15 protein-coding genes are annotated in these 12,955 nt (G+C 46.9%); 10 read left to right on the forward strand and 5 right to left on the reverse strand.

The window, feature by feature from the left end; genetic code table 11:
* Positions 1-124: 124 nt before the first annotated feature.
* Complete coding sequence (locus DFR62_RS11595; RefSeq protein WP_121300527.1) at positions 125-622, forward strand: ferritin; 498 nt, start codon at positions 125-127, stop codon at positions 620-622.
* A gap of 63 nt (positions 623-685) precedes the next feature.
* On the opposite strand, the gene DFR62_RS11600 is transcribed toward DFR62_RS11595, so the two are convergent.
* Positions 686-1,444, reverse strand: a complete 759-nt coding sequence (locus tag DFR62_RS11600) for an alpha/beta fold hydrolase (RefSeq protein ID WP_167456530.1) — start codon at positions 1,442-1,444, stop codon at positions 686-688.
* A gap of 601 nt (positions 1,445-2,045) precedes the next feature.
* On the opposite strand from DFR62_RS11600, the gene DFR62_RS11605 reads away from it, so the two are divergent.
* The 3 genes from DFR62_RS11605 (at position 2,046) to DFR62_RS11615 (ending at position 5,390) form a co-directional block, all read left to right on the forward strand.
* Complete coding sequence (locus tag DFR62_RS11605) at positions 2,046-2,849, forward strand: metallophosphoesterase (RefSeq protein WP_121300529.1); 804 nt, start codon at positions 2,046-2,048, stop codon at positions 2,847-2,849.
* Between the two features lie 82 nt (positions 2,850-2,931).
* A complete protein-coding gene (locus DFR62_RS11610) occupies positions 2,932-3,483 on the forward strand; it encodes a DUF488 domain-containing protein (RefSeq protein WP_121300530.1) in 552 nt (183 codons plus the stop codon).
* A 596-nt stretch (positions 3,484-4,079) separates the two neighbouring features.
* A complete protein-coding gene (locus DFR62_RS11615) occupies positions 4,080-5,390 on the forward strand; it encodes an endonuclease (RefSeq protein ID WP_121300531.1) in 1,311 nt (436 codons plus the stop codon).
* 99 nt (positions 5,391-5,489) lie between these two features.
* On the opposite strand, the gene DFR62_RS11620 is transcribed toward DFR62_RS11615, so the two are convergent.
* On the reverse strand, positions 5,490-5,777 hold the full coding sequence (locus DFR62_RS11620) for a hypothetical protein (protein WP_101189774.1): 288 nt from the start codon (positions 5,775-5,777) through the stop codon (positions 5,490-5,492).
* A 223-nt stretch (positions 5,778-6,000) separates the two neighbouring features.
* On the opposite strand from DFR62_RS11620, the gene DFR62_RS11625 reads away from it, so the two are divergent.
* Both DFR62_RS11625 and DFR62_RS11630 read left to right on the forward strand, forming a co-directional pair.
* Positions 6,001-6,189, forward strand: coding sequence for a hypothetical protein (locus DFR62_RS11625; protein WP_135449683.1), 189 nt, complete (start codon positions 6,001-6,003; stop codon positions 6,187-6,189).
* Positions 6,190-6,283: 94 nt separating this feature from the next.
* On the forward strand, positions 6,284-6,511 hold the full coding sequence (locus DFR62_RS11630; protein WP_121300533.1) for a hypothetical protein: 228 nt from the start codon (positions 6,284-6,286) through the stop codon (positions 6,509-6,511).
* 41 nt (positions 6,512-6,552) lie between these two features.
* Here DFR62_RS11630 and DFR62_RS11635 read toward each other — a convergent pair whose 3' ends face one another.
* Together DFR62_RS11635 and DFR62_RS11640 are read right to left on the reverse strand one after the other, a co-directional pair.
* The gene (locus DFR62_RS11635; protein WP_121300534.1) at positions 6,553-7,272 is read right to left on the reverse strand and encodes a 3-ketoacyl-ACP reductase; all 720 of its coding nucleotides are present in this window, start codon (positions 7,270-7,272) and stop codon (positions 6,553-6,555) included.
* Between the two features lie 233 nt (positions 7,273-7,505).
* Positions 7,506-8,321 carry an alpha/beta fold hydrolase gene (locus DFR62_RS11640; RefSeq protein ID WP_121300535.1) on the reverse strand — a complete coding sequence of 272 codons (816 nt, stop codon included), beginning with the start codon at positions 8,319-8,321 and terminating at the stop codon, positions 7,506-7,508.
* Between the two features lie 315 nt (positions 8,322-8,636).
* On the opposite strand from DFR62_RS11640, the gene DFR62_RS11645 reads away from it, so the two are divergent.
* Genes DFR62_RS11645 through DFR62_RS11660 form a run of 4 tightly spaced genes read left to right on the forward strand, consistent with a single transcriptional unit; the run spans position 8,637 to position 12,225 of the window.
* Positions 8,637-9,353: a PspA/IM30 family protein gene (locus DFR62_RS11645; protein WP_121300536.1), complete on the forward strand. Its 717-nt coding sequence runs from the start codon at positions 8,637-8,639 to the stop codon at positions 9,351-9,353.
* Positions 9,354-9,401: 48 nt separating this feature from the next.
* Positions 9,402-10,430, forward strand: coding sequence for a TFIIB-type zinc ribbon-containing protein (locus DFR62_RS11650; RefSeq protein WP_121300537.1), 1,029 nt, complete (start codon positions 9,402-9,404; stop codon positions 10,428-10,430).
* A complete protein-coding gene (locus DFR62_RS11655) occupies positions 10,427-11,206 on the forward strand; it encodes a TPM domain-containing protein (RefSeq protein ID WP_241663177.1) in 780 nt (259 codons plus the stop codon). Before DFR62_RS11650 ends, DFR62_RS11655 begins: the two co-directional genes overlap by 4 nt.
* Before the next feature lie 29 nt (positions 11,207-11,235).
* A complete protein-coding gene (locus tag DFR62_RS11660; protein WP_121300538.1) occupies positions 11,236-12,225 on the forward strand; it encodes an SPFH domain-containing protein in 990 nt (329 codons plus the stop codon).
* A 53-nt stretch (positions 12,226-12,278) separates the two neighbouring features.
* Here DFR62_RS11660 and DFR62_RS11665 read toward each other — a convergent pair whose 3' ends face one another.
* Complete coding sequence (locus tag DFR62_RS11665; RefSeq protein ID WP_241663176.1) at positions 12,279-12,869, reverse strand: TetR/AcrR family transcriptional regulator; 591 nt, start codon at positions 12,867-12,869, stop codon at positions 12,279-12,281.
* Positions 12,870-12,955 lie beyond the last annotated feature (86 nt).

A 12,955-nucleotide genomic window follows, 5' to 3' on the forward strand; every position in this document is an offset into this window, starting at 1 on the left:
AGTGGATGGCTTGCCCAATATTGCTATGCGATCATTTTGCGCGCAACAGGAGCGGTCTGTCATTTATTGGTTGATCAACACACGTGCTATAATGACGCTAAACAAGATAGAGGAGGAGTTCAACATGTTACCAACAAATTTGACAGAAGCGTTAAACGCTCAATTCAATAACGAACTTCAGGCAGCACATGCGTACACAGCGATGGCGTCATACTTTTCAGGAAAAGGGTATCACGGATTTGCCAACTTCTATTTGATCCAATCACGAGAAGAACATGTACACGCGATGAAATTTTATCATTACTTGGTGACAATGGATGAACAGCCCGTACTCCAGGCGTTGACAGAACCTAGAAACGAATATGCAAATGCTTTGGATGTTGTGGAAGCGTCACTTGCACAGGAAAAGTCAGTGACGGCAAACATATATAAATTAGTAAGCTTGGCAGATGAACTGCAGGAACATGCTACGCTTTCATTTTTGGATTGGTTTATTGAAGAACAAATGGAAGAAGAAAAAATGTTCCGCGACATGATCATTCGCATAAAAGGCATCGAAGAAGGCGGCGAGTATTTCCTGAAAATGGACGACGAGTTTGCTGCAAGAAAACTGGAAGAATAATAGGGTGGAAAACAAACAGCACACGGCTTAGCGTGTGCTGTTTTTATGTGGATTATAAAGTTTTCACGACTCACTCTGACTTGAGGAGTGATCATTTTCTAACCAATCCACAATTAAATCGACGATGATTTTTTGTTGTTCACTAACGGTGATCTGCGCTTCATTGTCACCGGATTGACTCCCATATACGCCGAAATAAGCGTGGTTTCCGCCTGGAATTTCAATGAAATCCGTTGTTTCCGGCAAGTTCGAGCTGTTTTCCTTAATTTTTTCAGGCGTACTTAAGCCGTCTTCTGAACCGCTGATGGATAAAACGGGTAAGTTGGATTCGCTTAAATAGTCATTGCTTGCTGCGTATGCCCCAAGCAATATGAGCCCGTTGACGCGATCTAAATGCTGATCGGCATACATAGCGGCTGCTGCGCCTCCCATGGAATGGCCCGAAACATACCACTCGATGCTGTCGTCACTTTCGATGATTTCATCCGCTTTTGAAACATCTAATATTGATAAATTTAATCTGACTGAAGGTATGGCGACTGTGATATTTTGCTTCGATAATTCTTGAGCCAAATAGGCATATGCTTCAGGTTCGACTTTTGCACCGGGATAGAGGATCAACCCTTTATCAGCATTTTCTGCCCTATAGATATACCACCCGTCCTCGGGTTCTATAACTTCCTTTATTTCGATTTGGTCAGCATCTATCGCTTCAAATGTATTTTGAGACCAGATAAAAAAGATAGTGAAGCTCAGAATGACGAGTAAAGCTAGTGTGAAAAGCGAGATGAGTAGGATTTTTTTGTTTAGAATTTTTTTCATTATCATTACCGAATTATTTAAAATCCTATCTAGTAGAAATATATATACAATCTACTAATTAAAATTATAAATAATTTCCCTTTCTGGATTTTGGAAATTATTAACTTAAGTTATATAAAACTAACACTTGTATGGGGACTTAATTCTGAAAAAGAAATGTATATTTTCTTTTTACAATACGTCATATCAGACATATTAGGCTATGACTATGTTAATCGACGATAATTACTGTGGTCAAGGCAATAACCCTCATACTGAAGCAGGAAAAAAGAGGGGTTTCATCAGGCTGATTCTGTTTGGATTACCGAAAGCGCTCTAAAGCAGATATTGCAGTAGAGCTGTGCTGGCCGCTTTAATCATGCCACTCCATCTATCTCCCATCTTTGAAGGCGGTTTTGCTGGCGGTAGTTCATTGTGATGCGGAATATAAATTCAGATTCTCTTTACGTACAAGTTTCTCCTACTTTTCATCCGCCAAGACAAGTCGCTTCAAGACAAACGAGTTTAGTTAGAGTGCAAGACAGGAAAACTACTACTGTATAAATAAAGTGAATAATCAATCAATAAAATATTTAATCAAGCGGTTGAAGGGGGAAGGACATTGAAAATCGCCATCTTATCTGATATTCACGAAGGGCTCAATCACAAAAAGACTGGAGCTGATATTGTCGGGTTGCTGAAAGAGTCGCTGGCACAGCATATGCCGGATGTCTTTATAATCAGCGGCGATATGACAGCGGGACCGGAAAAAAGCTTGGCACTACTAAAGCAACTGCAAAATGAATTGCCGGATCTTCAAATTTTATTTGTCCATGGCAACCATGATCTTTACCACGAGGATTCTACTAATGCGTATGAAAAACTGCTGGAGTTCAAGGGCAATCTGGGAAATGGCCCGGTTTCCTTGAATGAGGAATGGGTCGTGATCGGCGATGGCGGATGGTACGATTATACATTCGGAATAGAAGGGTTTACAGAGCAGGAGTTTTCAGCAGGCCGTTTCAATGATTTTACCTGGCCAGACAAAGCCTATGCACATTGGCCAGAGGATGATGTAACAGTAACCAATAAGTACTTGACGAAACTGGAGAGCTGGCTGTCGCATCATCAAGAAAAGAACATCATCCTGGTCAGCCATTTTGTGCCGTTTGCCCATTTTGTCCAAGTGAAAAAAGACCTTTCCTGGGATTTTTTCAATGCGATGATGGGAAGCAAAGAAATCGGGAAACTGGCTGAAAAGTATGGCGTCAAAAAAATGATTTTTGGTCATATCCACACCCGCTATCATGAAGAATTCAAAGGCATCGACTGCATCTGCAATCCGCTTGGTTATTATCCGCATGAATGGCGCAGCAATTCGGCTCAGGAAGAAATCAATTCGGCGTTGAAAATCATCGAAATCTGATGGATTGCCTATTTAAGTTTATGCACTTCTTTCCGAAGGTATAGGCAAGTAAAAGCTTATTGGAAAGGCAGGTCTATTGCTTATGGACATTTATACTATTGGCCATTCCAGCCATTCACAGGAATTTTTTGATGCGATGCTGAAGAAAACCGGAATCGAGCTTCTGGCTGATGTCCGGGCGTTTCCGGGAAGCCGCAAATGGCCCCAGTTTTCCAAGGATGAGTTTCCCGTGTGGCTAGCAGCCGAAGGGATCAACTATGAGCATTTCCCGAAACTTGGCGGCAGGCGCCGGAAGTCGAAGGAGGTTGAAGAAGACAGGAATGCCGGTTGGCGCAACCAGTCTTTTCATAATTATGCGGATTACACATTGACGGAAGAATTTCAGCAGGGCATCACTGAACTACTGGAAAAAGCGGAAGTCAAACGGGTTGCCTATTGCTGTTCAGAGCGTCATCCATCACGTTGCCACAGACTGCTCATCAGCAATTACTTAGCAGCGAATGGCCACCGGGTTTTTCACATTATCGATGGCAAAAAAGGGGCAGTGGACATCGTCGAGCACGAAGTGGGGATGTGGGGAGCCGAAGCCGTCGTAAACGACAAGGGCATAATAACTTATCCAGCAACTGGTTAAAGAGAAACTCCGACCAGCAAAATTTAACTTCCCGCAGTTTACTAGAAAGCGCCTTCTGTCACGAATAAGCTCAGCAGAGGGCCTGTGAAACCAAATCTGCACTTAACCAACCTATATTCGCAACAAATTTTTCGATGCAGCCATGGCATAGCCAGCACGACAATATCCGCTCATGTAATGTGGAAAAGATCATCCTATTCCTGGATGATCTTTTTTGTTCCGGACAAATCGATTCAGTGAGTGGATATGCAAAATACTTTTTTGAAAAATAGGTTTACGTGTCAGGAATTATCTGCAGTGACATAAGTAGAGGGGGGGGAAGAGAAGTCTGGTTATAGCTAACTTTTCCCCCTTTTTATTTATATATGTTTGGGCAAACCGATCAAATGGCTTTTGCAAAGGTTTCTAGTTTTATTAACTTTACGTAATTTTTACTAAATAACATTGACGCTGTAAAAGGCGTTCTGTAAGCTTGGATGTGTGAGAAGAAAAAACTGTAAATTAGAATAATTAAATCTCAATAATTTACAAAAGGAACCCAGCAAATCAGCACTCCCTAGCTAAACGCTTTTACAAAAAAGGAGGACGACAATAAGATGGAAAACAGCTTATGGAACAAATCAGCAAAGGCTTTACTATCGGTAGGGTTGGTCGCGAGTCTTTGGGTGCCGGCTTCGCAAACGGCGGTGCAGGCAGCTGCCCCGGCAAGTGATCTTTTCATTTCTGAATACATTGAAGGCAGCAGCTTCAATAAAGCGATCGAAATTTATAACGGGACCGGTGCTTCCGTTGAATTGAGCCCTTATTCAGTCTCGCTGTATACAAATGGCAGCACGTACGCCCAGAGCGAAATGGCGCTTTCCGGTACTGTCGCAAGCGGTGATACGGTAGTTATTTACCATAGCGGCGCGGATTCAGCGATTCAAGGCAAGGGAGATCTGCAAAATAACAGCGTGGTTAATTTTAACGGCGATGACGCATTGGTACTTGAAAAATCCGGATCTCCTATCGATTCGATCGGCCAAGTAGGTTCACGCATTGAAAACATGAAAGATGTCACACTGGTCCGCAATCCGGATATCCTGTCCGGCGACAGCGCAGGGAATGATGCGTTTGATCCTTCGGCTGAGTGGACAGCGTATCCTGCAGATACATTTACATACTTAGGAAGCCATGCGGTAGAGGAGACGGATGAAACGACAACCCCAGATCCAGATCCAACTCCTGTGCCGTCTGGTTATTATGAAACAGCCGCTGGTTTGCAAGGATCTGCTTTGAAAGCGGAACTTCATGAAATCATTGACGGCCATACGCAACTCAGCTATTCACAAGTATGGGATGCCTTGAAAATAACGGACGAAGACCCGAATAATCCGAATAACGTGCTGTTATTGTATACGGGCGAGTCGCGTTCGAAATCTTTGAACGGCGGCAATGTCGGCGACTGGAACCGTGAGCACACATGGGCGAAGTCTCATGGCAGCTTCGGGACAGCAATGGGAGCGGGAACGGATATCCACCATTTGCGCCCGACCGATGTGCAAGTGAACGGGCTGCGCGGCAACCTGGACTTTGATTACGGCGGCAGTACCGTCAGCGGCTGCGATGGCTGCTTGCGCACATCGACTTCCTGGGAGCCACCGAATGAAGTGAAAGGCGATGTCGCCCGGATGCTGTTTTATATGGCGGTTCGTTATGAATCGGGCGACGCGGTAGATTTGGAACTGAATGACTTGGTGAATAATGGCTCGACGCCTTACCACGGCAAGATCTCTGTGTTGCTCGAATGGCACGAGCAAGACCCTGTCAGCGCTTGGGAACAGCAGCGCAACGAGAAAATCGAAGACATCCAAGGCAACCGCAACCCGTTCGTCGATTATCCGGAATGGGCGGAATCGATCTGGTAGGCAGTTGCTGATGATTTATTAATGCTAAATAAAAACACTTTCATCCTCGCAGCCTTATTAAAGGGACTGCGGGGATTTTTGATATTTGCAGAAACGCAATCATTCTTTCGAGCTTTTGAATTCTAAAAGCATGGGGCTTATATTCAACACAATCGAGATGATTGTCAACACCCATAGCGCTGATGACATAATCGGCACGACGTCCAATAGTGCAGACCAATCTTCTGCGCGGACCCAATCAGCGACCATGCTGTAATCAGCCGCAAGGGTCAGAGCGGTAAACGACAGTCCCATGGCCATCGCTAATTTATAATCCTTGCCAATTGCATACAGATAAAGATTTACGCTGGTGGCTGCGATTGCAATCAGCCCGAATAGGAACCACATAGTTTTGCCTCCAATTTTATAGGGAATTAATATGAATAAAGACAGTATAAGATGATCAGTAGTTTCCTAAAGACACTTGGATATTTACGGCAATCTTCAAAAGAGTAGCTTAGTAGATTATAAAATTACTGAAAATACCGATTTTTGAAACTTTATGCAGCTGTAAACGTATTATAAGTCAAAGGGAAAATGAGTAATAATTGAAATGAAAGGGGAGAATTTCATGCATTGGATGATGTGGATTTTCTGGGGATTCTTTGGGGCTTTGTTTATCGGCAGTTATATAGTGGATAAATTGACCAAAAAGAAATACAGCTTAGATAAAAAAGCAAATACTGCAAACCAGGATTCTGCTGCTGCGGATGCGAGCCGGCAAGCGGGGCGCAATAACCACGAAAGCGGAATGTTTTAACGGGGGGATTGCCATAGGTTCTTTATTCATGCAGGTGTAAATTCCGGTCAAGCGGGTACAGTATACAAAATGCTCGATAAGGAGGAATTGCTGTATGGCTAGAAAAGGAACGGCAGGCCGCACACCTGAAAAGCAAGTCGGCGCTCATGAGTCTGCAATCGATAAAGCGATCAATAAAACAAAAGAAGCCTTGGACGGAGATAATGAAGCAACGAATTACAGCGAAGAAAAAGGCCGGGACGAGCAGGAAGATGCGAAAGAGTATTCGAAGCATGTATCTGAAGAAGACGAACGTGACGTGCCGGATAACGAACGCAAATAAAAAATGGAGCTTGAGGGGATTGCCTCAAGCTCCATTTTTGTTTAGGACGGGTTGGTCGACCATAATCCAGCGCTTTTGACGAAAACGCGCGGATGCAATTTCAAGCTGGCGACGATCAAATCGGCCAAATCTTCCGGATGCATGACGCGTTCTGCGTCACCGGTGATCAGGTTGGACTCGTGGGCCAAGTCCGTGACGACTGTGCTCGGCGTCAATGCCGTGACCCGGATGTTGTGCTTGCGCACTTCAAGTGCAAGCGATTCAGTCAAGCCCATGACAGCGAATTTGGAAGAGCTGTAAGCGCTTGTGACCGGTGCGCCTTTTTGTCCAGCAGTGGACGAGATATTGATGATGTCTCCTGAACTTTGTTCGATCATACCAGGAAGTACGGCGCGTGTTGCGTTATAAACGCCCATCAAATTAACGTCGACGATGTTTTTCCATTCTTCCGGTGACAATTCCAAAAAGCCGCCGAATTTCCCGGTGCCTGCGTTGTTAATGAGGATATCGATATCGCCTAGTTCGGTTTTGAGTTTCTCGATTGCTTGTTCAATCGCAGCGAGATCCGTAACGTCGGCAGAGGCAGTTGCCACTTTGACATTCGCATCTTGCAGTTCGACGGACACTTTGTCGAGGTTTTCCTGCTTCAAGCCGATCAACCCGACATTGACGCCTTCATTAGCTAGGGCGATCGCTGTCGCACGGCCAATGCCGCGTCCTCCGCCCGTAATGATCGCTGTTTTTCCTTTAATTGATTGCATCGTAACACTCCTTAAATTCAGGTACGCCAAAGCCGTCCCGTAATTAAATACTTTCCTATTATCTGTGATTTGATTCGGAAATGCATGCAAGGCGTCTTGAGTAGAAATGAAACAGAGGCCCGAAAAAGATTAAAAAGCATTGTGCGGTCATTTGCGGCGGCATTCCGCGTGAATTAAAAAATCCAGCCTTCCCAAATGTGGGAGGCTGGATTTTGCTTTGGCGTGAATATGGATTAGACGCCTGAACTTTTCAGGAAGTTTAGCAGTTCATTATTGAAACGCTCCGGCTCATCGGCATTGATGCCGTGTCCACTATCTTTGAACGGTACGAGTACAGAGTTCGGGATTTCCTTGTCCAGGATTTCGCCGAGTTCGTAAGGACAAATCTGGTCTTTTTTGCCGTGGAAGATGGCTGTCGGAACCGTAATGGATGACAACTCGCCGCGCAAGTCTTCATCGCGCAAGGCAGCGGCTGAGTTCAGCGTGGAATGCGCGCCTGCTTCAAGCGCCAGCGACTGGAACCAATCCAGGAATTGCGGAGAATGCTTCTGTTCGAAAAACAGGTCCGCAAATTCTGCAAGGAACGCCGGGCGGTCTTTTTCGATTTGGGCGATGATGTCGTCCACTTCTTCAGGCTTCATGCCGACATTGAAATCGTCACGTTGCGTGAAGATCGGGGCTGCAGCGCCCATCAATAGTAGTTTGGCGACATTGTCCTGGCCGAATTTCGTCAAATAGCGGATCGCGATCGGGCCGCCCATCGAAAAGCCGGCGAGCACGAATTGCTCAAGGCGAAGCTCATTGACGACCGCTTCAAGGTCTTTGGCCATTGTATCGTAATCGTATCCTGACCATGGCTTATCGGATTTTCCGTAACCGCGCATGTCGACGCCGATATAGCGGAAGCCGTTCTTCGCAAGCAGGCTCGTCTGGTATTCGAACGCTTTGTTGTTCAATGGCCAGCCGTGGAGAAATACAACCGGCTGTCCTGAGCCGATATCTTCTACATGAATTTTCACGTTTTCTTCAACTTGAATATAATGTCCCACTAAAGTTCCTCCTAGAGTTTTGATTAACTACTCCCTTCTATTTCCTTTTTCGAAGTTTCTGTAAACTCGAAAGCGAAAATAATCTTTAATTGAAATATCTTTAGTTCAAAAGAGGTGTGATTTTTCACCGGTGCCAGAGGACGATTCTTTTCATTCCAGCGAAATCAAATGAAACCGATCGAGCCATACTTTCGTATTCATACTATTCCGCCAACAACTTGGACGGAAGGGTTAAGTGTTTGGCGCAAAGGGTAATCTGACAGGTAACAAGGCTTGTGCCACGGCCAAATAAATCGATGGAAGAGGAGAATGAAAATGGAAATCCTAAAACGTTTCAGAGACATCATGACGAGCAATATCCATGCAATGCTGGATAAGGCAGAAGACCCGGAAAAGATGATCGATCAGTATTTGCGCGATTTGAATAGCGACCTTGGCAAAGTGAAATCCGAGACGGCTGCCATCATGGCGGCAGAGAAACGCGAGCGCCGCGAACTTGATGAGTTGAAGAAAGAGATGGACGATATGCAGCGCTACGCAGTCAAGGCGCTTGAAGCGGGCAATGAAGACGACGCCCGGAAATTCCTCCAGCGCAAGGCGGAACTGTCGGAACGCGTGACGGACAAAGAGACGGCGGTCGAACTCGCGGCGACGAATACGCAGCAGATGCGCCAAATGCACGATAAATTAGAGAGCGATATCGGCGAGCTTGAATCGCGTCGCCAGGAACTGAAAGGCAAAGCGGCAGTTGCGAAGACGCAGCAGCGCATGAATGATTTCGCGTCCAGTGTCGGAGGGGCAGGCGAACGCATCTCGGCATTCGATGCGATGGAGAAGAAAATCAACCAGCAATTGGACGAATCGGCAGCGATGGCTGAACTCAATAAAAGTTCCGAGACGAGCATCAAGGACTTGGCGAAAAAATACGATGACGGCCCGAATGTCGACGAGGAACTCGAGTCCTTGAAATCAGGCACCAATGTGGACGCTGAACTGGAAGCGCTGAAGAGCCAAATCGGAAAGAACGAGTAATGTCCGGCAACTGGACGCGATCCTGAAGCACGAAGGGAGGAAACTCGTTTGGTCATCCATTACAAATGCCCGAATTGCGGAGCCGACATGGCGTTCGACAGCGACTCGGGCCATTTAAGCTGCCCAAGCTGCGGCCATGAAGAAAACATCGAGACCTTTCCGGAACAGAACATCGAACGGAAATTCGGTGAAGGCGAAGCGAAAGAATACCATTGCGAAAACTGCGGGGCGATCATCCTGACGGAAGCGGAAACAACCGCGACCCATTGCAGCTTCTGCGGGGCGCCGGTGGTATTAGCAGACCGGTTGACGGGAGATCTCGCCCCGGCCAAAGTCATTCCGTTTACCGTCAGCAAAGATGAAGCGGTCGCAGCGTTCAAGAAATGGACGCGCGGCGGGCGATTGACCCCTCGCGGCTTTATGAGCGGCGACCGCATCAAGAAAATGACCGGCATGTATGTGCCGTTCTGGCTTTACGATATCGAAGGCGAAGCCCATATCCAGGCCATCGGCACGCAAGTCCGGACCTATCAAAGCGGCGATACGATTTATACAGAAACGAATTTTTATGACGTGTTCCGGGAAATCGATTTGAGTTATTTGAAAGTGCCGGCGGATGCTTCCGAAAAAATGGACGATGTGCTGATGGATAAACTGGAGCCTTACGATTACAGCGAATTGAAAGATTTCCGCATGCCGTATTTGGCGGGCTACTTAGCCGAAAAATACGATTTCGACGACGAGCAATTGTTTTCACGTGTCGAATCGAAAATCGTCCCGTATATCGATGCTTATATCAGCACGACCATTTCCGGTTATTCATCGGTCAGCTACACGAACAAGCAAATCGACGCGCAAAAAAAGAAAGTCTATTACACCTTATTTCCAGTGTGGATGGTGTATTACGATTTCGACAATAAAGAGCATACCTTTGCGATGAACGGGCAAACTGGCAAAGTGGTCGGCAAGCCGCCGATCAGTGCCGGCAAAGTCGCTCTGTGGTTCACGGGCATCGCCGTATCGAGTTTTGCGGTCATGAAAGCCATCGCCTTTGCGGTAGGGGGTGTCTTGTGGTGAGGAATTTTCATTGTAAATGGGTATGGATGCCAGTATTAGCCTTGCTGTTGTTTTTCATTGGTGGATTGTCCGTTTCAGCACAAACCGGTGATTTGATTCACGATGAAGCCGGCTTGCTCAGTGGCGAAGAAACGCAGGAACTGGAAGCCTTGGCAGAGCAATACGGTGCGGAACAAAACGTGGATTTTTTGTTTTTGACGACCGATAATACGGAAGGGCAATCGATCGAAGGCTATATGGGCGATTTCTTCGATGATCGCGCCGACAGCACCGGCCGTGAAGATGCGGTACTATTGACGATCGATATCGGCGGCCGTGAAGTGTATCTCGCGGGATTTGGCACGGCCGAGCGGACGCTGGATTCAGAGCGTGTCGATCTCGTGCTTGACCAGATTATCCCTGAGATGCAATCGGGCGATTATGCGGATGCGTTCGAAGAAACCGTCGTCACTTCAAGCGAATATATGGAATACCGGCCGGGTGTCAATCCCGAAAGCATTTTTTTAAAAACCTGGTTTCATTTAGCTATCGCGCTACTGCTCGCAGGCATCATCGTCGGATCGATGCTTTATAACGCCGGCGGCAGGGTGACGACAACCCCAGGAACTTATGTTGACCGCGACCATACACGCGTGCGCAGCCAGGATGACCGCTTCCGCAATAAAACCGTAACCCGCAGCAAAATACCAAAAAATAAAGACGGTGGCGGGTTCGGCGGAGGCGGCGGCATGACCGGCGGCGGGCGTTCATTCAGCGGCGGCGGCCGCAGCTTCTAGGCAATCGAACAGAGGAAGGAATGAAGAACATGGCATTTTTCGGCAATCAATTTTCAGATGTGGTGGAATGGGAAGAGTTCCGCGACGATATGATTTTTTGGAAATGGACGAATAAGGAAATCAAGAAAGGCAGCCGGTTGATCATCCGGCCAGGCCAGGACGCGATATTCCTCAATAACGGCAAGATAGAAGGGATTTTTGAACAAGAAGGCGAGTACGACATCGTCTCTGAAATCGTGCCGTTTTTGTCGACCTTGAAAGGCTTCCGCTTTGGCTTCAATAGCGGCATGCGGGTCGAAGTGCTGTTCGTCAATACGAAGGAATTCACCGTCAAATGGGGCACGAAAAGCCCGATCAATATACCCGCACCGCAACTTCCAGGCGGCATGCCGATCCGCGCGAACGGCACTTTCCATTTTAAAGTGAATGATTATGTCAATTTGATCGACAAAGTCGCCGGTGTCAAAGACAGCTACCTCGTTGAAGACGTCCAGCTGCGCATTACCGCACGGCTCGACCAATTATTGATGAAATGGATCACGCGTGAAGGCAAGGACATGTTCAATTTGCAGTCGAATTCCCACGAGATTGGCAAGGGCATTCAAGATGATTTGAATATGGAAATTATGGACGACGGCATGAAAGTGACCGGATTCCAAGTGATGAGCTTCAACTACCCGAAAGAAATCCAGGACATGATCAATAAAAACGCATCGCACGGCATGGTCGGTGATGTCTCCAAATACCAGCAGATGTCCGTTGCCGATGCGATGGGCAAATCATCAGGATCGAATACCGCGTCTGATATGGCCGGGATGATGATGGGGATGAATATCGCCAAGGAAATGATGGACGATCAAAAAGAATCATCCAGTGCGAGCGGTCAAACGGGTGGCGGTTCTACCGCCTCTTCAGGCAGCACTGGCGAGCAGCAAGGCCCGAACTTCTGCCCGAATTGCGGCGAGAAAGTGAGCGGCGCCAAGTTCTGCCCAAATTGCGGGCAAAAGCTAGTCGGGTAACAAACCATAAAAAAACAGGGAGAGAGCTTATCGCTCACTTCCTGTTTTTTTAGTTAGTTGCGGATACCGCGGAACAATAGTTCCAGCCAGCCGTCGATTTCACCGGCCAAATCGAAGTCGCCGTCAAAGATTGCCCAGTCATAGAGCGTCCCGCGCATGCTGCGGGATAACAGCAGCGCAAGCCGGCAAGAAGATGCAGAGGATGTCAATTCGCCTTTTTCTTGGCCCTCGGAAACCAATTGTTCGAGAATCGCATAAAGCGGGCGTTCCGTATCGGACAGGTAATTGTCGACGGATGGGGTAAGTGCATAAGTATAGAGTGAACGGATGCCGTCCCGTCCCATTTCATCCCGTAAATATTCCATTTGGGCGATCGCGAGTTTCCGGATCTTTTGCTCTGCCGGCAAACTATCGGACAGGCTTTTCTGGAAGTCGCTGTAGAATTGGTCGATTTCCTTGAACTTTTCAAGGAAGATGTCGTACTTGGACGTAAAATGCCCATAGAATGCGCCTTTGGAAGTTCCGCTTTCTCGGACAATTTCATCAACCGATACCCGGTCAAAACCCTTTTCACTGAACAATGCCAGTGCCGTGCGGAGGATGCGTTTTTTCGTTTCAATCGCTTTTTCCTGTCTGCTCGTCATATTGGCCACCTTTCTTCTAGTTTAAGCATATAACACTAATGAGAGATATCGGTATAGTAAAAGAAAGTGATGAAGTCGTTTCAGGC

The organism is Planococcus citreus (genome assembly GCF_003664125.1).
In the GTDB taxonomy this organism is placed as follows: domain Bacteria; phylum Bacillota; class Bacilli; order Bacillales_A; family Planococcaceae; genus Planococcus; species Planococcus citreus.